This is a genomic window from Branchiibius cervicis (assembly GCF_042661605.1).
Lineage (GTDB): Bacteria > Actinomycetota > Actinomycetes > Actinomycetales > Dermatophilaceae > Branchiibius > Branchiibius cervicis.
Window position 1 is genome coordinate 3,311,491 of record NZ_JBHSWJ010000002.1, and the last position, 23,741, is coordinate 3,335,231.

The 23,741-nt window shown below is 64.6% G+C and carries 20 protein-coding genes and 3 pseudogenes; 17 read left to right on the plus strand and 6 right to left on the minus strand.

The genetic code is table 11. The features are described 5' to 3' along the window. Positions 1-15 precede the first annotated feature (15 nt). The 5 genes from ACFQBT_RS17140 to ACFQBT_RS17160 are packed head-to-tail and all read left to right on the plus strand — an operon-like array spanning position 16 to position 6,419. A complete protein-coding gene (locus tag ACFQBT_RS17140; RefSeq protein ID WP_377824568.1) occupies positions 16-444 on the plus strand; it encodes an alpha/beta fold hydrolase in 429 nt (142 codons plus the stop codon). Further along, entirely contained in the window at positions 444-1,868 is a 1,425-nt protein-coding gene (locus tag ACFQBT_RS17145; RefSeq protein ID WP_377824570.1) for a family 20 glycosylhydrolase, read from the plus strand. The genes ACFQBT_RS17140 and ACFQBT_RS17145 overlap by 1 nt, the downstream gene beginning before the upstream one ends. Further along, positions 1,865-3,085, plus strand: a complete 1,221-nt coding sequence (locus ACFQBT_RS17150) for a family 1 glycosylhydrolase (RefSeq protein ID WP_377824572.1) — start codon at positions 1,865-1,867, stop codon at positions 3,083-3,085. Before ACFQBT_RS17145 ends, ACFQBT_RS17150 begins: the two co-directional genes overlap by 4 nt. Further along, entirely contained in the window at positions 3,082-5,313 is a 2,232-nt protein-coding gene (locus ACFQBT_RS17155) for a glycoside hydrolase family 3 C-terminal domain-containing protein (RefSeq protein ID WP_377824573.1), read from the plus strand. The genes ACFQBT_RS17150 and ACFQBT_RS17155 overlap by 4 nt, the downstream gene beginning before the upstream one ends. Beyond that, entirely contained in the window at positions 5,310-6,419 is a 1,110-nt protein-coding gene (locus tag ACFQBT_RS17160; protein ID WP_377824575.1) for a GDSL-type esterase/lipase family protein, read from the plus strand. Before ACFQBT_RS17155 ends, ACFQBT_RS17160 begins: the two co-directional genes overlap by 4 nt. On the opposite strand, the gene ACFQBT_RS17165 is transcribed toward ACFQBT_RS17160, so the two are convergent. The 4 genes and pseudogenes from ACFQBT_RS17165 to dnaK all read right to left on the minus strand — a co-directional run bounded on the left by ACFQBT_RS17165 (position 6,403) and on the right by dnaK (position 10,381). Further along, positions 6,403-6,822, minus strand: coding sequence for a heat shock protein transcriptional repressor HspR (locus ACFQBT_RS17165; RefSeq protein ID WP_377824577.1), 420 nt, complete (start codon positions 6,820-6,822; stop codon positions 6,403-6,405). The genes ACFQBT_RS17160 and ACFQBT_RS17165 overlap by 17 nt on opposite strands. Beyond that, entirely contained in the window at positions 6,800-7,843 is a 1,044-nt protein-coding gene (locus ACFQBT_RS17170; protein WP_377824579.1) for a DnaJ C-terminal domain-containing protein, read from the minus strand. Before ACFQBT_RS17170 ends, ACFQBT_RS17165 begins: the two co-directional genes overlap by 23 nt. 44 nt (positions 7,844-7,887) lie before the next feature. Continuing rightward, complete coding sequence (locus tag ACFQBT_RS17175) at positions 7,888-8,505, minus strand: nucleotide exchange factor GrpE (protein WP_377824581.1); 618 nt, start codon at positions 8,503-8,505, stop codon at positions 7,888-7,890. Further along, positions 8,502-10,381 (minus strand): annotated as a pseudogene (gene dnaK / locus ACFQBT_RS17180) (molecular chaperone DnaK). The gene ACFQBT_RS17175 and the pseudogene dnaK overlap by 4 nt, the downstream one beginning before the upstream one ends. 303 nt (positions 10,382-10,684) lie before the next feature. On the opposite strand from dnaK, the gene ACFQBT_RS17185 reads away from it, so the two are divergent. The 6 genes and pseudogenes from ACFQBT_RS17185 (at position 10,685) to ACFQBT_RS17210 (ending at position 16,706) form a co-directional block, all read left to right on the plus strand. After that, positions 10,685-11,410: a TnsA-like heteromeric transposase endonuclease subunit gene (locus ACFQBT_RS17185; RefSeq protein WP_109686904.1), complete on the plus strand. Its 726-nt coding sequence runs from the start codon at positions 10,685-10,687 to the stop codon at positions 11,408-11,410. Next, a complete protein-coding gene (locus tag ACFQBT_RS17190; protein WP_109686906.1) occupies positions 11,407-13,389 on the plus strand; it encodes a DDE-type integrase/transposase/recombinase in 1,983 nt (660 codons plus the stop codon). The genes ACFQBT_RS17185 and ACFQBT_RS17190 overlap by 4 nt, the downstream gene beginning before the upstream one ends. A gap of 115 nt (positions 13,390-13,504) precedes the next feature. Then, entirely contained in the window at positions 13,505-14,449 is a 945-nt protein-coding gene (locus ACFQBT_RS17195; protein ID WP_377822845.1) for a TniB family NTP-binding protein, read from the plus strand. Next, a pseudogene (locus tag ACFQBT_RS17200) lies at positions 14,352-14,873 on the plus strand (TniQ family protein); the annotation flags it as partial. The gene ACFQBT_RS17195 and the pseudogene ACFQBT_RS17200, both read left to right, overlap by 98 nt. A gap of 249 nt (positions 14,874-15,122) precedes the next feature. Beyond that, positions 15,123-16,208, plus strand: a complete 1,086-nt coding sequence (locus tag ACFQBT_RS17205; protein WP_377825596.1) for a hypothetical protein — start codon at positions 15,123-15,125, stop codon at positions 16,206-16,208. Positions 16,209-16,289: 81 nt separating this feature from the next. Further along, complete coding sequence (locus ACFQBT_RS17210) at positions 16,290-16,706, plus strand: hypothetical protein (protein WP_109686910.1); 417 nt, start codon at positions 16,290-16,292, stop codon at positions 16,704-16,706. A 1-nt stretch (position 16,707) separates the two neighbouring features. On the opposite strand, the gene ACFQBT_RS17215 is transcribed toward ACFQBT_RS17210, so the two are convergent. After that, entirely contained in the window at positions 16,708-17,001 is a 294-nt protein-coding gene (locus tag ACFQBT_RS17215) for an ArsR/SmtB family transcription factor (protein WP_377822848.1), read from the minus strand. 139 nt (positions 17,002-17,140) lie between these two features. Here ACFQBT_RS17215 and arsM point away from each other — a divergent pair, with 139 nt between their 5' ends. From arsM to ACFQBT_RS17245, 6 genes are read left to right on the plus strand one after another with little or no spacing between them, the layout of a single operon-like run. Next, positions 17,141-17,893 carry an arsenite methyltransferase gene (gene arsM / locus ACFQBT_RS17220; protein WP_109686914.1) on the plus strand — a complete coding sequence of 251 codons (753 nt, stop codon included), beginning with the start codon at positions 17,141-17,143 and terminating at the stop codon, positions 17,891-17,893. Beyond that, entirely contained in the window at positions 17,890-18,999 is a 1,110-nt protein-coding gene (arsB, locus tag ACFQBT_RS17225; protein WP_172461500.1) for an ACR3 family arsenite efflux transporter, read from the plus strand. The genes arsM and arsB overlap by 4 nt, the downstream gene beginning before the upstream one ends. Then, complete coding sequence (arsD, locus tag ACFQBT_RS17230) at positions 18,992-19,813, plus strand: arsenite efflux transporter metallochaperone ArsD (protein ID WP_109686915.1); 822 nt, start codon at positions 18,992-18,994, stop codon at positions 19,811-19,813. The genes arsB and arsD overlap by 8 nt, the downstream gene beginning before the upstream one ends. 14 nt (positions 19,814-19,827) lie before the next feature. Continuing rightward, the gene (arsA, locus tag ACFQBT_RS17235) at positions 19,828-21,606 is read left to right on the plus strand and encodes an arsenical pump-driving ATPase (RefSeq protein WP_377822851.1); all 1,779 of its coding nucleotides are present in this window, start codon (positions 19,828-19,830) and stop codon (positions 21,604-21,606) included. Between the two features lie 19 nt (positions 21,607-21,625). Next, positions 21,626-22,243 (plus strand): arsenate reductase ArsC, encoded by a 618-nt coding sequence (locus tag ACFQBT_RS17240; protein WP_109686919.1) that lies wholly within the window; start codon positions 21,626-21,628, stop codon positions 22,241-22,243. Positions 22,244-22,270: 27 nt separating this feature from the next. Then, positions 22,271-22,696, plus strand: a complete 426-nt coding sequence (locus ACFQBT_RS17245) for an arsenate reductase ArsC (RefSeq protein WP_109686921.1) — start codon at positions 22,271-22,273, stop codon at positions 22,694-22,696. Between the two features lie 290 nt (positions 22,697-22,986). On the opposite strand, the pseudogene ACFQBT_RS17250 reads toward ACFQBT_RS17245, so the two are convergent. After that, positions 22,987-23,718: pseudogene (locus tag ACFQBT_RS17250) on the minus strand (aminoglycoside adenylyltransferase domain-containing protein); the annotation flags it as partial. Positions 23,719-23,741 lie beyond the last annotated feature (23 nt).

Consider the following 23,741-nt stretch of genomic DNA (forward strand, 5'->3'; position numbering starts at 1 on the left):
TCGGGCCCACGGGCTGTGCCCGCCGACCCGCAAGCACAACAGGCACTGGCTCTCGTCAAAGCCGTGGGTACGTCGTTGATCTTCATCGGCGCGCATCCCGGCCTGGCCGATGAGCCTCAGTCGGACCCGGCCTTGGAGATGGAACGCCTACGCGCACATGCGACCAGCCTCGACAACATTGTGGGAGTGGCTGCGATCCTCGGCAGCTATCCCGATCGGACCGACGGGCTCGCCTCCACCGGATTGCCAGTACACCTGGTCTACGGAGCCAACGATGAGGTCTGGCCCCAGGCCTGGTACGCAGCCGAAGCGGCCCGATTGCACGCGCCGCGAACGGTGTTGGAGGGTGCCGGTCACAGTGCTCAACTCGATAAGCCTCAGAACTTGGCAACTGCACTGACGCAGTTCTGGAGCAACTCCACGCACCGCCAAGGAACAGCCTGATGTCACGTCCCTGCGATCAGAACTTCAACGCTGCCCTGGTGCTGGACCGATTCCAAAGGCTGCTGACCTCCCTCGGAGAATCGTTGCCGCCTATCACCGACGTCCAGGTACCGCCGACTGAACTGGGGCCAACCGTGGCGTCGGGTGTCAGTCCGCGGCCGGAATTCGCCGACGAACGCTTCCGCGTCGACCGACATGGAGAGGGCGCCACCGTGTGCGCGGCCACCGAAGCCGGTGCCTTCCGCGGTCTGGTCCGATTGTTGGTAGACCCGGAACTCACTGGCTCCGACGGGCCCCGCTTCGCGTGGCGTGGCCTGTCGGTGGACCTGGTCCGGCACCCCTGGCCACTGGAGACGGTGGTAGCTCTCACCGACCTGGCAGCACTGCACGGTCTCAACGTCCTACATCTGCACCTGACCGACCACCAGGGCTGGCGTCTGCCGTTCCCGCCCGGCACTGCGAGTGAGCACTCCTTCAGCGAGGCCGACCTGGCCGCCATCCGTGAGCATGCCGCCGAGCGTTTCATCACCGTCGTCCCCGAGATCGACCTGCCAGGGCACGTTGCTGCGGCCCTCCAGGCTCACCCCGACCTGGTCGACCGAGAGAACCCGCCCGCTCATCCGCTCGTTGCCCACCTGGACCCGGACGTCCCCGGGGTACTCGACTTCATCCGAGAGGCGGTCACGCAACTGGTCGAGCACTTCCCCGGTTCGCCGGTCCACATCGGCGGGGATGAAGCATTCGGCATGGTGCCCGCCAAGTTCGACACCGCTGTCCGCGCCGCGGTGCAGGCCGCCAGAGCTGCGGGCGCCCCCACCGTTGTCGGATGGCAGGAAGCTGTGCGCAGTGGTGGCGCCCTGGACGTCCTGCAGTACTGGATGACTCCGGCCGACATTCCCACCGAGGAGAGTATGGCTGCTGCGGTTCCGCCGGAGTACGCCGATCTGGCTCGAGCCGTCGCCCGCAGCTTCCAGGATGTTGCCGGCGACCCCGACCGGCTGTCGGCATCCGGCGTGCCGGTCCTCATGTCACCCCAGAACCCGCTCTACTTCGACCGGCGGGTGAGCGACCCCAGCGTCGACGACCGACAGACCGAGCAGATGCAGACCATGGGTTTTCCCGGTTATGCTCCGTTGCCGACGTCCGCGCTGCTCGACTGGGACCCGGCCGCTGAACTGCCTGAGGGCACACCCCTTGCCGGCGTCGAAGCCGCGATCTGGTGCGAGACCATCGGCACCGTCGACGAACTCGCCATGCTTGTGTTGCCACGCCTCGGACTTTTCGGCGAGATGTCCTGGAGACACGAACGATTGACCGTCGCAGATGTCATCGCACCGGTCCGACGAGCTGCGTCCTACTGGACCCACCTCGGGTTCGGCGAATATTACCGATCGTCGGACCTGTTCGGAACGAAGTCCCGATGACAACTGGCTTTGCCCTACCCGAACACTTCATGTTCGGCGCATCGACGGCCGCCCACCAGATCGAGGGCGACAACACCACCAGCGACTGGTGGACCTTCGAGACCATGCCCGGGTCGCCATTGGAGGAACCGAGCGGTCGCGCGTGCGACAGTTACCGTCGATGGCGTGACGACCTAGCGCTGATCGTCGAATCCGGTTTGAACACTTACCGGTTCAGCATCGAGTGGGCCAGGATCGAACCGATCGAACGCGAGTTCTCCGAGGTCGCCATCGCCCACTACCGCCGACTGGTCGAAGCCACGGTCGCTGCCGGTATCCGCCCCGTTTTGACCCTGCACCACTTCACCAACCCGGCCTGGTTCACCGCAAGAGGCGGCTGGAAAGCACCCGACGCGACCCGGTCCTTCCTGCGATACGTACGGCAGATCAAGTGCGTCATCGACGCTGGTGCCGACGCCGTCATCACGATCAACGAGCCCAACATGGTCGCGATCATGTCGCGCGTGATCTCCGGGGAAGCGACGCTTGACAACGGCCTGGGTGGCGGTCTGCCCATCCCCGACCCGGTCGTACGCGACCGGTTGATCGAGACCCACCGCGCAACGGCCGACCTGCTGCGCGACCAGCACCCCGGACTGCCGGTTGGGTGGAGCATCGCCAATCAGTGCGTCCAATCCGTCCCGGGCGGCCAGGAACGCGCAGAGATCTATCGTGAACTCGTTGAGGACGTCTTCCTCAGAGCCGCCGCCGGGGACGACCTGATCGGCGTCCAGAGCTACACCCGCACCGTCTTCGGACCAGAAGGCGTTGTGCCGCAACCAGGCCCGCGGACACTGACCGGCTGGGAGGTGTACCCCGAAGCGCTCGGAGAGGCGGTACGGCACACCCGGGAGACACTCCCCACGACCCCAGTGCTGGTAACGGAGAACGGCATCGCAACCGGGGACGACACCCAGCGCATCAACTACACGCGCGCGGCCCTGACCGGCCTGGCACTGGCCATGACCGACGGGATCCCGGTCCTGGGGTACCTGCACTGGTCTCTCCTGGACAACTACGAGTGGGGCCGTTGGACGCCGACGTTCGGGTTGGCCACCGTCGACCGTGGCGCCTCGTTCGATCGCACCGCCAAACCATCCCTCATCTGGCTCGGGCAACAGTCGCGGGCCGGAATATTCGACCTGGACCTGAACCGCACAGAAAGCAGCGCATCGTGACCGTGACCGAACCCTCCATCGACGACCTCGCCTCCCTGACCTCGGGAGCCAGCGCCTGGGAAACCACCTCGCTGCCCGGGGAGTTGGATCCCATGGTCCTGAGCGACGGACCGCACGGATTGCGCCGGCAACCGGCCGAAGGCGATACGCTGGGCATCGGCAACAGCATTCCGGCCACCTGCTTCCCGCCTGCGGTCGGTCTGGCCTCCAGTTGGAACGACGACCTCATCGAGCAGGTCGGTGCACAGTTGGCTCGCGAGGCGAAGGCGCTCGGGGTCAGCGTCCTGCTCGGTCCCGGCCTGAATATCAAGCGGTCGCCTCTGTGCGGGCGCAATTTTGAGTATGCCAGTGAGGATCCGCAGGTCGCCGGTCGCTACGGCGCAGCGTTCGTCCGCGGGATCCAGTCCCAGGGCGTCGCCGCGACCCCCAAGCACTTTGCCGTGAACAACCAGGAGACCGACCGGTTCCGGGTGAGCGCCCAGGTGGATGAACGCACGCTGCGCGAGATCTACCTCAGCGCGTTCGAGCACGTCGTGACGACGGCCGGGCCCTGGGCGCTGATGAGCTCCTACAACCAGGTGAACGGCGTTCCCGCGAGTGAGAACCCCCACCTGCTCCGTGAGATCCTGCGCGAGGAGTGGGGATTCGACGGCGTGGTGATGTCCGACTGGGGCGCGGTCAGCGATCGGGTTGCTGCCCTGGCAGCCGGACTGGACCTGGAGATGCCGCCGAGCAGCACCGATGACCAGATCGCGGCCGCTACCGGTAGCGGCATCATTTCTCGTGAGCGGCTGGAGCAGGTCCATCAGCGTCTGCACCTGCTCGCCGAGCGCACGGCCGGAGTTCGCTCACACACTCCTTCGATGACGGTGGATGTCGAGGCCGGCGACCGGGTGGCGCAGCAGGCGGCGCGGGAATCCGCGGTACTGCTCACCAACAACGGCGTCCTGCCGTTGGCGGCTCCCGCACTGGACAACATTGCGGTGATCGGAGAGTTCGCCCGCACGCCGCGCTACCAGGGCAGTGGCTCCTCACAAGTAGTTCCGACCCGGTTGAGCACCGTGCTGGAAACCTTGCGGGAATCAGCCGGCGATCGTGTGTCGTTCGCACCGGGGTTCACCCTGGATGGCAGCGGCGACAAGGATCAGCTCGGCCAAGAAGCAGTTGATCTGGCCCGGAACGCCTCGGTTGCCCTGGTTTTCGTCGGGCTTCCCGCCGGCTCGGAGTCGGAGGGCTTCGACCGCACGCACATCGACCTACCGGAGGAGCAGACGCAACTACTGGACCGACTGGTCAAACTGGACACCCCCACCGTCGTCGTGGTCAGCTGCGGTTCTGTCGTCTCGCTCGGCTCGTGGTCCGATCAGGCTGATGCGGTCGTCATGGGTTGGCTGCTGGGTCAGGCGGGCGGGAAGGCGACCGTGGACTTGTTGACGGGGGCTGCGAGCCCGTCCGGGCGGCTCACCGAAACCATCCCACTGTCCCTGACCGACACTCCGGCGTACCTCAACTTCCCGGGACAGGACGGGGTAGTCGTCTACGGGGAGGGCCTTCACGTCGGCTACCGGTATTACGACACCATGGATCGTCCTGTGCGGTTCCCGTTCGGTCACGGCCTGACCTACACCACCTTCGAGTACGGCGCGGCGAGCGTGACCGCAACCGGAACCAACAGCGCCACCGTGGAGTTCTCGGTCACCAACACCGGCGCGCGACCAGGCTCCGAAGTCGCGCAGGTGTATGTGGCCGCGAACGACCGGACGCGACCGCGTCACGAGCTGCGCGGTTATCAGAAGGTGTTCCTGGATCCCGGCGAGAGCATCACCTGCCGCGTGGAACTCGATTCGCGAGCCTTCTCCGAATGGAACGCACAGCACGCAATGTGGGTCGTCCCCGGTCGCGAGTGGACCCTCGAGGTCGGCGCCTCCAGTCGGGACATCAGGAGTACAGCCAGCTTCACGACCAAGGCCCAGCCTGAGGCGCTGCCGCTGCAGGATCTGTCGACGGTCGGCGAATGGTTGGCGCACCCGGTCGGCAGCACCCTCATCGCTCCGCTGATCGCGGCGATCGGTGACAAGGTCGACGTGACGTCGCTCGACCCCACGCTGTACAAGATGTTCGAGCAGATGCCCCTGGTCAAGTTGACTGCGTGGGGGCAGGGATTCACCCGTGAGATGTACGACGGGATGCTGAGCCAGGCCAACGCACAGCAGGCACCGGGAGCGTGAACGGGTCGTCCTGTCCGCCGTTCGCCGACCTCCTCGACGGTTTCGCGGCGTTGATGCCGGGACCCGGTGGCGGAGTCCTGCCCGCCCGGTTGCCGGCGACGATCTATCAGCAGGTGCCCGACCTGATGTTTCGCGCGGCCACCTCCTGTCCGTGTGGCGTGAGCGTGACGGCGCGGGCAGCAGGGACACTACGAGTGACCTTCCAGACCTACGCGATGGGCGGGGTCGCGCGCGTTGGCGTCCTGCATGGCCGGGATGGCCTCGACGGCATCGATGAGGTGCAGCTGCCGCCGTCGGGACATATCGAACTCGACGGCGCGACAACACGTCTGGTTCCCGGTCCCCCGGCGACGGTCACCATCGAACCACGCTCAACATCCGGTGAGGTGCGACTGTTGCTGCCGCACACGATGCCAACCGAGATCGTGTCAATCGAGAGCGACGCTCCGCTTGAGCCGGTCCGCGACGAACGCGTGCCATGGGTGCACTACGGCAGCTCCATCTCACACGGGATGGAAGCCAGCGGTCCCCAGTCGACCTGGCCGCAGCAGGTGGCCCGCGCCGTTGGTCTGCGGCTGAGGGACTTCTCGATGAGCGGGTCGTCGCAACTGGACCCGGCAGTAGCCCGCGTAATCGCCGCCGTGCCGGCCCGCCTGATCACGCTCGCTGTAGGCATCAACATCGCGAACGCCGACAGCATGCGGGAGCGGACGTTCGTTCCGGCCCTGCACGGCTTCCTCGATCTGATCCGCGACCGGCAACCGCAGGTGCCTATCGTCCTGGCCTCACCGATCGTGTGCCCGACACAGGAGGATGACCCCGGACCGGTGCTGATGGATGCCGACGGTCGGTTCCGGGCGTCGCGTCGGACGGTCGAATCCGATGCAGGTGCGTTGACCCTGCAACGAATTCGCACGTTGATGAGCGAAGCCGTGGCCGTCCGGGACGACCCGGTGAGCTACGTGGACGGTCTGAGTGTGTTCGGGCATGACGATGCCCCGTTGCTCCCGGACGGCTTACATCCGGGGCAACAGGGCATCGACCTGATTGCCTCGCGGGTCTCGAGGCGACTTCGCGCCTACCTCAGCGTTACGGCTGCCAGCTGACCAGCGCGGTACTGCGCGAAGGACGCAGCGGACGCTCACCCGGGCGCAGCTCGACGATCTGGCCGTCCGAGCCCGCGGCGAAAAATCTGGTGCCTGCCTGCAGAGCCGTCAACCGCTCGGTGAGCTCGAGGACCTTGTCCTGCAGCGCTTCCACCTGATGTTCCAGCTCCATGATCCGCTGGATACCGGCCAGACTGATGCCCTCCTCCTGGGAGAGCCGCTGGATCTCCCGCAGCATGGTGATGTCGCGGGCCGAGTAGCGCCGGCCCCCACCCTGCGTGCGGGATGGGGTCACCAGACCGAGCCGGTCGTACTGCCGCAACGTCTGCGCGTGCATACCGGCCAGTTCGGCGGCCACCGAGATCACGTAGACCGGGGTGTCATGCGTGGGGGTGAAGCTCATCGCGCGGCCTGCGCTTCCAGCTCCGCCCGGGGGTTGACCCCTCTTCCTGTTTGGCCAGGGCTTCGACTGCTGCCCTGGCTTCATCGGTCAGACGTTGCGGTACGACGATCTGCACCTTGGCGAGCAGATCACCGGTCCCCGACTTGGCCTTGATCCCGCGGCCCTTCACCCGCAGGACACGCCCGGAGGGCGTACCGGGCGCGACCTTCACCTTGACGTGCTTGCCGTCGAGGGTGGGCACGGAAATCGTTGCGCCCAAGGCTGCTTCGGCGAAGGTGACCGGTAGGTCCAAGGTCAGGTTGTTGCCGTCCCGGCCGAAGACCGGGTGCGGGGTGACGCTGACCTGCAGTAGCAGGTCGCCGGCGCCGCCCGGACCGGGCTGGCCCTTGCCACGCAGCCGGATGGTCTGACCGTCCTTCACCCCAGCGGGGATCCGGGTCTTGATGGTTTCGCCGTCGCCGGTCTGCAGCGACAGCGTCTCGCCCTCGGCGGCTTGTCGGAAGGTGATGGTGGTGCGGGCCTCGAGGTCCGCTCCGCGCTGCGGCCGCGGTTGGTAACCGCCACCGAATCCACCTGTGCCACCTGCCTGTCCACCGCCGAACGCGCCGAACAGGTCCTCCAGGTTGATGCCCTGGGCGCCGCCGCCACCAGTGGAGAAGCGGACGTTCTGACCGCCCCCGGCGCCGCCAGCCCCACCGAACATCGAGGAGAAGATGTCCTCGAATCCGGCGCCGCCGGCACCGGCCCCGCCGCCGGGACCACCCGCCGTGAAGCGGGGACCGCCGCGGGCCATCTGCCGCACCGCGTCGTACTGCTGACGCTGCTCGGGGTCGGAGAGCACCTGGTTGGCCTCGCCGATCTCTTTGAACTTGCGCTCGGCCGCTTCGTCGCCCGCGTTCTGGTCGGGGTGGTATTTGCGGGCGAGCTTGCGGTAGGCCTTCTTGATGTCGGCTTCGCTGGCATCGCTGGGAACGCCGAGCGTGGCGTAGAAGTCCTTCTCGAACCAGTCCTGACTAGCCATGTCCGACGCCTCCCTTCGTGTGAATGTTGTTGTGTGTCAATGAATCACGCCGGATCTGCCACCGCGACCCGCGCAGGTCGTAGCACGCGGTCACCGAGTTTGTAACCCGGTTGGATCACCTGCACGACGGTGGTGCCCTCGGAGCCCTCGGGCACGTCGGCCTGGATGTGCATCAGGGCCTCGTGCACGGTGGGGTCGAACGGGTCGCCCACCGCGCCGTACTGCACCAGTCCGTGCTTGGTCAGCACCGCGTCGAGCTTGTCGGCGATCTTCTCGAAGGGCGAGCCCTCCAGGTCACCGTGCTGGCGGGCGAGATGGATCTCGTCCAGCACCGGCAGCATGGAATCCAGCACCCCGATGGCACCGGCTTCACGGTGCGTGTCACGGTCCCGGTCGACCCGCCGTTTGTAGTTGACGTACTCCGCCTGCAGTCGCTGCAGGTCCTCCAGCCGCTCCTGCGCGAGGAGCGTGTCGGGGTGGACACCCTCGGTGTCAGCGGCGGCGTCCGCCGCTTTCAGGTCGGCGGCCGATTGCTCGGGCCGCCGAACCTCGCCAGTCTCCGGGTCCAGGCGCCGCTTGTCGCGGACCACCGGCCCGGTGGCCTCGGACTCCTCGCTGTCGCGAGGGTCCGAGGCCCCAGGGTTGTTGACGGAGTCCGTCACTTGGTGTCCTCGTCGTCCTCGACCACTTCGGCGTCGACGACGTCGTCGTCACCACTCGGCGTACCGGCGTCGGCAGCGCCTTCGGTACTGGCAGAGGCGCTTTCGGCCTCAGCCTGGGACGCGGCGTACATCGCGGCGCCCATCTTCTGGGAGGCATCGTTGACGGCGGTTGTCTTGGCCGAGATGTCCTCTGCGGAGGTGTTCTCGTCCTTGAGCGCAGCCTTCAGGTCCTCGACGGCCTTGGTGACCTCGTCCTTGGTCTCGGCCGGAACCTTCTCACCGTTGTCGGCGAGGAACTTCTCGGTCGAGTAGACCAGGTTCTCCGCGGTGTTGCGGGCCTCGGTCTCCTCACGACGCTTCTTGTCCTCGGCGGCGTGCTCCTCGGCCTCGCGGACCATCCGGTCGATGTCTTCCTTCGGCAGGGCGGACCCGCCGGAGATCGTCATCGACTGCTCCTTGCCGGTGCCGCGGTCCTTGGCGGACACGTGCACGATGCCGTTCGCGTCGATGTCGAAGGTGACCTCGATCTGCGGGATGCCACGGGGGCCGGGGCGATGCCGGTCAACTCGAAGTTGCCCAGCGGCTTGTTCATCTTGGCGATCTCGCGCTCACCCTGGAAGACCTGGATCTCCACCGACGGCTGGTTGTCCTCAGCGGTGCTGAAGACCTCCGAACGCTTCGTCGGGATAGCGGTGTTGCGCTCGATCAGCTTGGTGAACAGGCCGCCCTTGGTCTCGATGCCCAACGACAGCGGGGTCACGTCGATCAGCAGGACGTCCTTGCGCTCACCCTTCAGCACACCGGCCTGCAGGCTCGCGCCGACGGCGACGACCTCGTCGGGGTTGACGCCCTTGTTGGCTTCCTTGCCGCCCGTCAGTTCCTTGACGACCTCGGCCACGGCGGGCATACGGGTCGAACCACCCACGAGCACAATGTGGTTGATGTCGTCGACCTTGATGCCGGCGTCCTTGATGACCTGGTTGAACGGCGCCTTGGTGCGGTCCAGCAGGTCCTTGGTCATCTGCTCGAACTGAGCGCGGGTGATCGTCTCGTCCAGGTGGATCGGGCCGTTCTCACCCATGCTGAGGTACTGCAGCGAGATGTTGGTGCTGGTGCTCGACGAGAGCTCCTTCTTGGCCTGCTCCGCGGCGTCGCGCAGACGCTGCATGGCGATCTTGTCCTTGGACAGGTCGACACCCGTGGTGTTCTTGACCGTGGTCAGCAGGTGCTGCACGATCCGGTCGTCCCAGTCATCACCACCCAGCTTGTTGTCACCGCTGGTCGCACGAACCTGGATGGTCGCGAAGCCGTCCTCGGGGTCCTTGCCGACTTCCAGCAGGGACACGTCGAAGGTGCCACCACCGAGGTCGAAGACCAGGATGAGCTCGTCTTCCTTGCCCTTGTCGAGACCGTAGGCCAGGGCCGCAGCGGTCGGCTCGTTGATGATGCGCAGGACGTTCAGACCCGCGATCTCACCGGCCTCCTTGGTGGCCTGACGCTCGGCGTCGTCGAAGTACGCCGGCACGGTGATGACCGCGTCCGTCACGTCTTCGCCCAAGTAGGACTCGGCGTCGCGCTTCAGCTTCATCAGGATGCGCGCCGAGATCTCCTGCGGCGTGTACTTCTTGCCGTCGATCTCGGTGGTCCAGTCGGTGCCCATGTGGCGCTTGACCGAGCGGATGGTCCGGTCGACGTTGGTGACGGCCTGGCGCTTGGCGATCTCGCCGACCAGAACATCGCCGTTCTTCGCGAACGCGACGACGGACGGCGTGGTGCGGCCGCCCTCGGCGTTGGCGATGATTTCGGGGTCGTTGCCCTCCAGGACAGCGACAGCTGAGTTGGTGGTGCCGAGGTCGATGCCTACCGCACGAGCCATGAGTGGTGCTCCTTTGTTTCGTTGATATCCAGTACGCCGAGGAGCCGGTTCTTCGTGCCCCTCACAGTGCGAGGTTGACTGGTACCGACTCAACTCCGCTTCGCGGGAGTTGTCAAACCCCTACTCCGCAAAGTTGCGTTCACTAGACTCAACTTTGATTCAGCCCGCTTTGTTCCGGTCTGAGCAAGATTCTTCGGCGGGACCGTCACTGTCGGTTCTCGCATAACTTGTCAGTAGTCTCGACTTCTTGTCAGCGGCGTGTCAGTAGTCTTCCCAACGTGTCAGTGATGCAGGATCGTGGCCATGGCGGCGCATGGGATCACGCTGAGGTACTGCACCGCAGCCGGGGACGAGGTCGAGACGCCCCTTGACCTCGCACGACCTGACGCCATCGTCGGTGGCTTACCAATCCGGACGCCGCCCTCGTACCCCGGGCGCACCAGCTATCCGGGGTTCTTTTGGTCCGCGACGACGGGGCGGGTGCACGTCTACGAAAGCCTGTTGGAACTGGACCGACTCTGGCTCGCCGATTTCGATCCTGCGGTGGGCAGCCTCACCACTCAGCCGTTCCAGGCCATAGGAAGCGACGGTGACGTCGTGAGGTCCCACGTTCCAGACCTCATGCTGATGTCACCGGATCACAGGGTCACGGTTGTCGACGTGAAGCCCTCCGCGTTCCTGGATCTTCCCAAAGTGAAAGCGCAGTTCGACTGGACTCGTCGGTGGTGTGATGAGCGCGGCTGGGGATACGAGGTGTTCAGTGGGGCCGACCCCCATGTTCTGAGGAACATCAAGTTCCTTGCGGTTGGACGACGCCCCGACCGACTGCCCGCCGAAGCACTTGTTCGAGCGCGACAGGTAGTCCGAGACGGTCTGACCTGGGGTGCAGCCACCTCAGCTGATGGACGGGACTCCTCGCTGCAAGTTGCCCTCGCCGCACTCATCTGGTCCGGTCACGTGACGATTGAACTCAGCCGCCCGCTCAGCTCGGGCTCCTTGCTGCGTGTTCAGGAAGGTGCTGCTGCATGACGGCTGAAGTCTTGGACACATCTGTGGGCCAACAGATGTGGTACGCGGGAGCCGCGTGGACTGTCGTCGAACTAGACGGCATGAACGTCGTGTTGCGCTCGGCCGAGAGGCTGGTGCGGGTGCATGCACCCGCACTCGTTGGCCTCGCGAGCCCGCTCAGCACATCTTCGCAGCCATCAGAGCGAGCCGAACTCGACGCCATCCGGCTCGGATCACTGACGACCAAGCAACGCTCCGCGATCGAGCGTGAGGCCGAGGTCTACGAACGATTGATCGCGTCATCTTCGGAAAAGAGTGTTAACGACCGCTATGAGGCTGCGGCCGACGAGCTCGGGATTGCGGTTCGGACTGCATATCGTCGAGGACAGCGCTATCTCGACTGTGGCGTGGTCGGTTTGCTCGACAGTCGCCTACTCAAGAAACGAACCTCTGCGGTGAGCCCCGAGTGGGATTTGGCATGCAGAGAATCACTGGCGAGTTTTCGAGACAAATCGAACCCCACGCGCGGAACTGTGATCGCTAAGGCAAACGCGCTTTTCCTCAACCTCCATCCTGACGGTGTTGTCCCCTCTCGCGCTGTTGCATACAAGCGCCTCCGAGAACTCGATAAGGGGCGATACACGTTCGGGGCTGCGAAGCAGAGGCGTTCAGTCGCCGAACGTCCTCAGGGCGCTATGGGCCGTCTACGCGCTGACCGGCCGGGACAGTATGTCGTCCTCGACACCACACGGTTGGACGTCTTCGCGATGGAGCCCGTCACTAATCGGTGGGTTAACACAGAGCTGACCGTGGCGATGGATCTCTACTCGCGGTGCATCTTGGGTCTTGCACTGCGGCCAATCTCCACGAAGTCCCACGACGTAGCTGCGGTGCTGTACCAAGTTGTCACCCCTCAGACCTGGGGTCCAGTCAGCGAAATCGGCGAAGGCTGCGGACCGTACGCGGGCGTACCTGAGTCGATCCTCACCCAGGACACGGGCGCGCTTCCGGACACGATCGTGGTCGACCACGGCAAGGTTTATCTGTCTCACCACACACGCTCGGTCTGTCAGCGGCTGGGCATCAACATTCAGCCAGCGATCCCACACAAACCCACCGATAAGCCGACAATAGAGCGGTTCTTCCGTACCCTTCGGCAGCAACTCCTTGAACACCTACCGGCGTACAAGGGGCCGGACATCTACTCACGCGGCAAGAACGTTGAGCGCGAGACGTTCTACTTCGTCAGCGACCTGGAAGCCATCATCCGCGAGTGGGTTGGGATTTACCATCACTCTCCGCATCAGGGCCTGTGTGACCCCATCCTGCCCAACGTCGAGCTTTCGCCCACGGAGATGTTTGCGCGAGGAATATCAGCAGCGGGATTGCTACGGCTACCGTCCTCGGACGACCTGCGGATGGAGTTCCTGGACGTCGCCTGGCGTACGATTCAGCATTACGGCGTTGAGGTCGATGGGCGACGTTATGACGGTTCAGGCCTCAACTTGTATCGAATGACGAAGTCTGCCCATGGCGGTGTCCACGCGGGAAAATGGCCGATCATGGTGGATCGCGATGACGTCAGGGCCGTCTATTTCCAAGACCCTGCAACGCTCACATGGCACTCTCTCGCGTGGGAACACGCATCGGGACTGGAGAGCCCACTAAGTGCTGAGGCTGCCGACTACACCCGCGAGTTGTCTCGCCACACGGACCGCCATGTAGACGCGCCGGCGGCTCTGGGCGATTTGTTGCATCGGTACAGCAAGAAGGCGGTGACGAGTCGTCGCGAGAAGAACGTCGCCCAGCGGCTTGCTGCGTCAACCAGTGATCATCGAGGGCAGCTCGATTCATCCGAGAGCGATATCCCGGATGTGATTGATCTAGCCGCTCACCTTCGGAATCGTGGGTCGCGAAACGTCGTCGACGACCTTGATGTGTTCGACCAGTACTACGCCAACCATCCCGATGGTGAGGCGTTTCAGGTGTTCGACGAATGAACACCTGGGCGAAGTGGCTGCATGACAACGAGCCGAAGCGGTTCAACATGGCGACGAAGCATGGTTGGGACGCGTTCGCGCAGTCGGCAGCGCGCCCTCGCTCGACCGACTGACCATGAGCGAGCTTCAAGGGCTTTCGGAGGATGAACGTGAGGACTATGACGAAGCGCGGATGGTGTGGAACGCGAACCCACCCGCGGTGAAGACAGCCCAATTGAGCAATGCGTTCGAGGTCATCGAGCAGGTCATGGCGTCCAATCGCCGTGATGGCGACCGTCTGCGCGGCTCGGTGGTGATCGATGCCGCACCAGCGCTGGGGAAGACCACGATCGCGACGCGTTACGCGCGTGAATTTCACCGGCGCACTCTTCGACGCCATGGCCCTTCCACGCAGGCGGATCACCAGCGGCTTCCTGTGGCGTTCGTGCCGTTGGATGCGGGCATCACCCTGAAAGGGTTGAACCAGAAGATCCTGTCGTTCTACGGCCATCCGGGCGCGACGCGTGCGAGCACGTCACGGCTGGGCGCTCTGGCGGTGGACTGCGTGCGATCCTGCGAAACTCAGCTGATCATCATCGATGACATTCACTTCATCGATTTCAAGCACCGCAACGGTCGCGACGTCAGCAACCACCTCAAAGGCCTCGCGAACGAGATGCCGGTCACGTTCATCTACGTGGGTGTGCGACTGACAGAGAAACGCTTCTTCGACGAAGGACTGATCGGAGAGGACGCGTCCTACGCTCAGACGTCTCGGCGGTCGACCAGAGTGCCGATTGCCCCGTTCTCGATCAGCTCCGACGCGGGATTTCGAGCGTGGGTCCAGCTTTTGTCCACCTTGGAAAGTCATCTGATCCTTCTCAACGCCGCACCCGGCATGTTGGTCAGTCACGCGAAAGAACTCCATCGCCGCACCCAGGGCCACATCGGGTCACTGACCAACCTGCTGGATCGTGCCAGCTATGTCGCGATCCGCAGCGGGGTCGAACAAATCACTGCCGAGGTGCTCGCCGCTGCCACCGGTGACAACGCAGCAGAGACCAGTGCCCGCGCCGGCTAACGCGCAGCGTTCACCGCAACACGGGGGCGCATCCTCAAGCGGTGAGCTTCGCCCCGTCGTTGCCGGGTTCGATCCACAACGTCTACCAATCGCGGTGCTGCCCCTCGACGATGAGCCTGCTGCCAGTTGGGCGGTCAGATTCGCTCACCGGTACCAGATGGGGGTGCGTTCCCTGTTCGCATCCATGGGCATCACCGTGAGCGCATGGACACTTCAGAACTTCCAGTCGGGACTGGCCGGTCACCACGAGGCACTCTGCGACGCGCTGGGTCTACCGCAGCAGCGACTCTTTGAACCAAGTGCGCTGAGCCTGGCTTCGAAGGCGGCCCTCGACCAATACTTCACGGAGTACCGACCGTTGCACGCGCGGAACAAGCCCGGGTCACGGTTCTGTCCACAATGCCTCGCCGATCGAGGCGGTGGGTGGAAGCACCTTTGGCAGCAACCCTTGTCGATGGTTTGTCTGGAGCACGAGGCGTATCTGCGCACCGAATGCCCTGGATGCACTGGGAGACCGTGGTCGTCGCGTGCGTGGCTCGACAGTTCTGCGCCAGGCTGGGAGTGTGCACGCCTGCTGAAGGGTGTTCAGAAGGGACCACGGCGAAGGATCCCACGGTGTGGTTTCGACCTCTGTAACAGCGTCACCGATGAAGGGGTCGCCTCGAAGTCCGCCGTGAACACCCAGCAGTTGATCAATCGACTGATTGATGCCGACGCCCAGACTGACATTCGATGGCCGCTCTTTGACCAGGAGTTCCCATTCCCCGACGTCCTGGCACTCCTGTTCGAAGTGTTGAGTGCGTCTGACCCGCGTGACGGCGGCAGCCCCTACTCGCTGGGTGCCGATCCGCAGTGGCAGGTGAGCAGGATGTACGACGGCGTGGCGATCCTGAGCGAAACCGACCCGTTCGCAGCGAACGAACACTTGCTTCGGGCTCTCGGGCGGCATAGTCGCCAGGCTCCGTTGTACGCGAGCCGTGCGGCAGCCCACACAACACACAACCCGATCTTGACCCACATCGTGTTGAGCGCAAACGTCGCCACGTTGTCCCCAAGCAAGCAGTTGACGTACCGGACGGCCAGTCGACGACCGGGTTACCCCACAGATGCGACGCGACGCCCGAACCAGGGCCTGACCCCGAGAGAGCGGGAGTTGTCGCTGGCGTGGATACCGCAGATGCTTTGGCCTGGCACAATCTCCGAGCATCTGCGCAAGGACGACCTTGATCGAGCCACAGACGCCCTGTTGTTGGGACGACTTGGGTCTAACCGCTCCTGGCAGTATCTCGCGATCGAGAACCAACTACCGGCCTCATTTCGAACCAGACCCCCGGCACGTTTGCGATGGCTACAAAAGCGGGACCTGTGGGACACGCTGCATCAAGAACTAGAGGAAGTGGCGGTGCGGCTCGCTGCCGATCCTCCGCCCATCGACTATCACAAGCGTCGGCTACGAACCTTCGACGGTGAATGGGTTCAATCCTGCACCAGCCGCATCGTGGCGCAAGCAGGAAGCCCAGTTCCAGGGATCGATTCGCGCGAATGGGCGCGGCTGTTCTGGGCGACATACACCGGCGGCGACGTTCGCTTGGCACCTGCACCCCTTGGCATCCCCTCGGTGCCGAACGAGCACGCGGACCGTCATGTATCGCTCGTGGATCGACCAGAAGTCACCGCGTTGCTCCAAGAGATCCGGCGTTGCATCGAGGACGCTGCCGGTGAAGAAGATGGCGGCCCGCTGACGTGGGCCCCGCCTTGAAGCAACCCCGCCTGCGCTCTTCCACAGGGTCGGGCGATCCAGGAACACAGCCTGCGCGCAGAACGGTCTGACCTCGCGCTCGTGCGTCGGCAGGCCATCGATGCCGTCCTTGCATCCTGCGAAGAAGACCTGGACGAAAACGAGGTGGCTAACTGGCTTCATGAGTACCACCGTGACGTGCTGGGTGTTGAGCCCAACCGACCGGAATGGCTGCACTTCCTACGCAGCGCCCGCCGGCAGGTCCTACGTGATGACATCACCGCAGCCGACTGTCCCGCCTTCATTCGCTCGCTCATCACTCACACGTGTGAAGCGGGGAACCAGCGCGTCCACTGGTACTTCGAGCCCACCTCCACCTCAGCGCCAACCCCGGCGATGCATCGCCGGGGTTGGCGTGGGCGGTTTCCGAATGCCGAAGCGACGGCTTTGCCGTTGATCGCAGCAGCCGTGCTCAGTAACTCAGTGGACAGAACCGGCTCGGGCCGCGCCCAGACCTGACTCATGCACCGATGTGCTCGCCCGCCAACGAGGTGACGGCCCGGCTGAGACGAGCGCCCAATTCGGTAGGCCAGTAGTGAACCCAGGTGCCACGCCGTTCGCAATCCACCAGGCCAGCCTCGCGCAGCTTCTTCAGGTGGTGGGAAACCGTTGGCTGTGAGACGCCGACGTCTTGGATGTCGCACACGCATAGTGAGTCGTCCACTGCTGCGATCCGGGTGAACAGGCGTAGGCGCACCGGATCGGCCACTGCTTTGAGCAGCGCCGCAGTGTCCTCGGCGTCGGCAGCACACATCCCCGCGACGTCGCTAGGGACGCAGCAGCCTGGTTCAACAGCGGGCGCGGAGTTCGTCATGACCCCATATTGACAAATGTCGAAGCAATGCGCCAGGCTCCACTGTATCGACAGTTATCGATTCAGTGGAGGTTGTGACATGGCCGACCAGGCCGACATTCGCGAACAGGTACGGCAGCGGTACGCCGAGTCGGCCCGCTCGGTATCCGCCGGTGGGTGCTGCGGGTCCAGCGTGTACGACGGCAACGTCACCGGTGACGGCACTGTCGTGTTCGGCTCCGACCTGTACGACGCAGACCTCGCGGGCGAAGGCGGCGCGGCGGTCGACGCTTCGCTGGGCTGTGGGGTACCCACAGCTGTCGCCGACTTGCACGCGGGTGACCCTGTGCTGGATCTCGGGTCCGGTGCCGGTGGTGATGTGCTGATCTCCGCCCGCCGGGTGGGTGTTACTGGTCGAGTGATCGGCCTGGACATGACCGACGAGATGCTTGAGCTTGCGCGTCGCAACGCGACCGAGGCCGGTGTCCAGAACGTGGAGTTCATCAAGGGCTACCTCGAAGACATCCCATTGCCGGACGCCACCGTCGATGTGGTGATTTCCAACTGTGTGATCAACCTGGCCGCCGACAAGAACGTTGTACTCGCCGAAGCCGCTCGAGTCACCAAGTCGGGCGGTCGTTTCGCGGTGTCCGACGTAATCGCAGCCGACAATATGGACGAGGTCACCCGGGCTGACATGACCGCCTTCACTGGCTGCATCGCGGGCGCATTGACCGAAACCGACTACCGCCAAGCTCTAGAGAGCACCGGGTGGACTGAGGTCGAGATCCGCTACACCCACGCTGTGCACGAGTTCGCCCAAGCCGCGATCGTTCGGGCTGTGCGGGCATGACGCAGGTGCAACAGATCGACTCGTCCACCGAGCGGGCCACGGTCACCACGAAACTGTCGACGCTGGATCGGTTCCTACCGGTGTGGATCATCGCCGCGATGATCGCCGGCCTGTTGCTCGGCCGCATCGTGTCGGGCATCGGGTCGGCGATCAGTGCAGTCGAGGTCGAAGGCGTCTCCCTCCCGATCGCTCTGGGGTTGCTGGTGATGATGTACCCCGTGCTGGCGAAGGTTCGCTACGACCGGCTCGACACGGTCGCCGGCGATCGTCGCCTGTTGGGGTCGAGTCTGCTGCTGAACTGGGTGGTCGGCCCCGCGCTGATGTTCACTCTGGCGTGGATCTTCCTTCCTGACCTGCCCGAATACCGCACCGGGTTGATCATCGTGGGCCTGGCTCGGTGCATCGCGATGGTCATCATCTGGAACGACCTAGCCTGCGGCGATCGCGAAGCCGCGGCTGTGCTGGTTGCGATCAACTCGGTCTTCCAAGTGATTGCGTTCGCCGCACTCGGATGGTTCTACCTGTCGGTGCTGCCTGGATGGCTCGGCCTCGACCAAGCCAACCTGGACATCTCTGCGTGGCACATCGCTGGTTCGGTGCTGGTTTTCCTCGGTGTGCCGTTGCTGGCGGGATACCTCAGTCGCCGCATCGGTGAAAAGCGATGGGGCCGCGCAGCGTACGAGCGATCATTCCTACCGAAGATCGGCCCGTGGGCGCTGTACGGGCTGCTGTTCACAATCGTGATCCTGTTCGCTCTGCAAGGCGACAACATCACCTCCAAGCCGCTCGACGTGGCCCGGATCGCGCTGCCGCTGCTGGCGTACTTCGTATTGATGTGGGGCGGCGGTTACCTGCTGGGCCGGGGCCTGGGAATGAGCTACGAACGCACCACCACTCTCGCCTTCACCGCCGCCGGGAACAACTTCGAACTAGCCATCGCCGTCGCGATCGCAACCTTTGGTGTCACGTCCGGCCAGGCTCTCGCTGGAGTCGTCGGACCACTCATCGAGGTGCCGGTGCTCGTCGCTCTCGTCTATGTGGCCCTTGCTCTGCGCTCCCGGTTCACCCCCACCCCTGCTATCGCCCCGGAGGCCTCTCATGGCTGACCGCCATTCCGTGCTGTTCGTCTGCGTGAAGAACGGTGGCAAGTCGCAAATGGCTGCCGCCCTGATGCGCCACCGCGCTGGGGAGTCCATCGAAGTGCACTCCGCCGGCACCCACCCAGGCGACGCGGTCAATGGGTTGTCCGCTCAGGTCATTGAAGAAAGCGGCGGGTCTATGGCCGATCAGCATCCAAAGCTGATCGACGAAGGCTTGCTGCGCCGTGTGGATCGCGTCGTGGTGTTGGGCAGCGAAGCCACTGTCGACCCGATTGAGGGCATGGCCGGGTCGATCGAGGTCTGGAGCACCGATGAACCATCGGCGCGAGGCATCGACGGGATCGAGCGGATGCGTTTGATCCGTGACGACATCGCCGACCGCATTGACGCGCTTATCGCCGAACTCACTGGGCCCGCCGTACCGGTCGTGCGGGTGTACGAACCCGCTCTGTGCTGCAACACGGGGGTCTGTGGGCCCGAACTGGACGACGACCTCGTCCGATTCACCGCCGACCTGGACCACCTGCAAAACCAGGGTGCCGATCTCCAACGGCACAACCTGGCCAATGACCCGACCGCGTTCACCGCGGACCCGGCAGTCGCAGACTTCCTGCGCGTCGCAGGATCAGCCGGTCTGCCGCTGACCACGGTCGACGGCGTCACTGTTGTGACGGGCCGCTATCCCAGCCGGGCGGAATTGACCAGGTTTGCTGCCATCACCTCGTCCAGCAAACTGCCTACTGGCGTGACCGATCTCGGCCTGACCGCGTCCACACCACGTGGTGGGTGCGGCCCAGACGCCGAAGCCGGTTGCTGCTGAAAGGAACCCGCCTGATGACCTCGTTTCCATACCTGACCGAGCTGCCCAGGTTCGTGTTCTTCACCGGCAAGGGCGGTGTCGGTAAAACGTCTTTGGCCTGCGCCACCGCTGTCACCTTGGCGGACCAGGGCCGGCGGGTGTTGCTCGTGTCGACCGACCCAGCGTCCAACGTCGGTCAGGTCTTCGGCCTCACCGTCGGTGACCAGATCACAGCGGTGCCTCAGGCACCCGGCCTGGACGCGCTGGAGATCGACCCCAACGAGGCTGCTGAGGCCTACCGGGAGAAGATCATCGCCCCGGTCCGCGACGTGTTGCCTCAAACCGCCCTGGACTCGATCACCGAACAGTTGTCAGGGTCGTGCACCACCGAGATCGCCTCGTTCAACGAGTTCACCACCTACCTCGCCGATGACGAACGGATCGCCGGGTACGACCACGTCGTATTCGACACCGCACCCACCGGCCACACCATCCGGTTGCTGCAACTGCCGGGTGAGTGGACCTCATTCCTGGATGCCGGGAAGGGTGATGCGTCGTGCCTCGGACCGATGGCCGGGCTGGACCGCACCCGCGCCGTGTACGCCGACGCTGTCCGTAGGCTCGCCAACCCCGCTCAAACCCGGCTCGTGCTGGTCGCCCGTGCCCAACAGTCCACTCTGCGTGAGGCAGCCCGCACCAGCACCGAACTAGCGACGATCGGGATCACCGAGCAACACCTCGTCATCAACGCCCTCCTTCCCGCAGGCGACGTGGGTGAGGCCGACGCCTTGGCCGACGCCGTCCGCGAACGTGAGCACCGCGCAATCGCAGCGATGCCCGAGGCACTACGCCGATTGCCGCTGACCACGGTGCCACTGCGCGCACGCACTGTCGTCGGTATCGACGCGGTACGCGCGCTGCTCCGCACGGATGCTGCCGAGGTCGTGGATGGCATCGAAGACGAGCAGCCGGTCGATCTGGGCTCGCTCGCCACTCTGATCGACGAAATCGCCACGACCGACCACGGCCTGATCATGTGCATGGGCAAAGGCGGCGTCGGGAAGACCACCGTCGCTGCGGCCATCGCAATCGCTCTTGCTGATCGCGGGCACACCGTCCACCTCACCACCACCGACCCCGCGGCGCACCTTGACGAAGTGCTTGATCACGAGGTCGTCGGCAACCTCACGGTGTCCCGCATTGACCCACACGTCGCGACCCAGGAGTACCGGGACAAGGTGTTGGCCAGCAAAGGCAACCAGCTCGACGAGGCCGGTCGAGCACGCCTGGTCGAAGACCTGCTGTCACCCTGCACCGAAGAAGTCGCAGTCTTCGGGCAGTTCTCTCACCTGGTCAACCGGGCCCGCCGCCAGTTCGTCGTCATGGATACGGCCCCAACCGGTCACACGTTGCTGCTCATGGACGCTACCGGGTCTTACCACCGCGACATTGCACGCAGCATGGGCGAAACCGGTACCTACACGACACCGCTGATGCGGCTCCGCGACCCTGACCTGACCAAGGTCATCATCGTGACGCTGCCGGACACCACCCCCGTCCTCGAAGCTACCGAGCTGCAAGACGACCTCCAACGAGCCGGAATCCATCCGTGGGCGTGGGTCGTCAACGCGTCCCTCGCCGCGGCCAGACCGACATCCCCGCTGCTGCGGGCACGCGCTGCCGCCGAACACCAACAACTTGAACGCATCACCGAACTCGCCCGACGCACAGCAATCATCCCGATGCTCGCCGAGGAACCGTACGGCCCCGACGCTCTGCGACACCTCACCACCTCGACCCGTCAACCTGTTTGACCTCAAAACGGGAGCCCTCATGCATCTACCTGACCGCGAAACCGTCGTTCCACAACTCATTGACGACATGAACTACTCCTATGCCGGCGTCTTCGACGAGGACACCATCGACGACGCCGTCAACAAGGCGTGGGACCTACTCGCCCCTCGCTCCACCGTCCATACTTTCCTGCCCGTGCTTGTCGCCCGGCAGGCCCGTGAGCAACTGATGGCCACCGCCCAAGCCGAAGGCCGCGTCGCCAAGAAGGTGCCCGAAGTTCTGTTCGTGTGTGTTCACAACGCCGGACGCTCGCAGATGGCTGCCGCGCTGGCCGAGCACCTGTCAGCACGGAAAGTGCACGTCCGCTCTGCCGGGTCAGCACCTTCTGGGGAGATCAATCCCGTCGTCGTTGAGGCCCTGCGTGAGCGAGGGATCGCGCTCGGGACCGCCTATCCCAAACCACTGACCGACAGCGTCATGCAGGCCGCTGACGTCATCATCACCATGGGCTGTGGCGACACCTGCCCCGTCTTCCCCGGCAAACGGTACGAAGATTGGGACGTCGCTGACCCAGCCGACCAGCCCATCGAGGTTGTCCGTGAAATCCGTGACGACATCCAAGCCCGCGTCACCACCCTGCTGCGTCAGATCCTCTGACCTACGCAATGACCGAGGAGTCCGCGAATGACCGAAGCCACCGAGCGCCCGTCCGTGCTTTTCGTCTGCGTGCACAACGCCGGACGATCCCAAATGGGAGCCGCCTACACCCACCACCTGTCCGGTGGCGCAGTCGAAGTCCGCTCCGCCGGATCAGCCCCCGCTGACTCGATCAACCCAGCAGTTCGCGAGGCGATGCTCGAAGACGACATCGATATCTCGGCCGAGAGCCCGAAGATCCTCACCCCCGAAGCCGTGCAAGCATCCGACGTGGTGATCACGATGGGCTGCGGCGACACCTGCCCGATCTTCCCCGGGAAGCAATACCTGGACTGGACACTCGATGACCCAGCCGGGCAAGGCGTCGCAGCCGTCCGGCCCATCCGCGACGACATCAAACGAAGAGTGCGAGCCCTCCTCAGGGAACTCGGAGTCGACGAAGTTTCCGCCTGATGCAGACGCGCTCCACAGAGCCTGCCGCTGCGACCTCGACAGAAAGCTCTGCTGCGGATGATGACATTTTGCTGAGACGGAACGGTGACACCCGAGATGTCGGTGCGCTGGTCAGAGCCTCGCGAAACTGTCAGGAATCGCGAGAACCTACAGTCACCGACGCGGATTCTGGAGTCTTCGCGGTGCTCGGTCGTCGCGTGTTGGAGTTGCGTGATGCGGCCGGCCACGAACTCCCGCGCAGCCTCATCGCACGGGCCCACATCGCACCCGCGTTCCTGTGCAGTGAGACACGCCTCCACCAGGGGATGGTGGCCATAATGCTGCATCCACCACCGGCCGCCGGCGATCTTGGAGATGAGCACTCCAGTCTCGGCGTACGCCACCGCCCGGCACGCGTTGAGCACGGCGTATCTCTGATCCCCGTGCTGTTGCGCCCAGCGCAATTCGCCCGCGAAGTAGCGGGCCAGATCCGAGCGCACGACCGGACCGACGACGGTCGCCGGTGGTGGGCCGGTGACTGTCCTGCCGTGAGCGCGGGTCACGGCGTAGTGAGCCAGCAAGTCTGGGTCGCCCGCGCCATCATCGATCGAGACCCGCTCCTCGGCGGAGTTCACGTGGACCAGGAAGGGCCATGGCCGGGTCGGAGTCGCAGCTGCCTCCGCGGCGACGATGGACAGCTCCAGCGTCCGCTCACCGCGAGCCAGATCCAACAGTGCGCGAGCCGCTTCCGGTATGCCCTCAGGAGTCGCGGTCACGACGAGCACGTCGAGGTCCGAGGTGCTGGTCAGTCCACCTAACGCCGCCGAGCCATGGACATACACACCGACCAGGCCTGGAAGCAAGCGCCGACACTCCGCTCCGACGTGATGCGCCAGCGAGATCCACGCATCGTTCGGAGACATGCAACCGATGTTACGAGCGGGGTCGACGACTTGGACCAGCGCGGAAACGCGGTCCTGATCAGCGAGTCTGACTGGCACTCCTTCACACAGCAGGCCTGGCACCGAAGCAGGCTGCGTCATGCTGGAACTCCGGCACGCCGGAG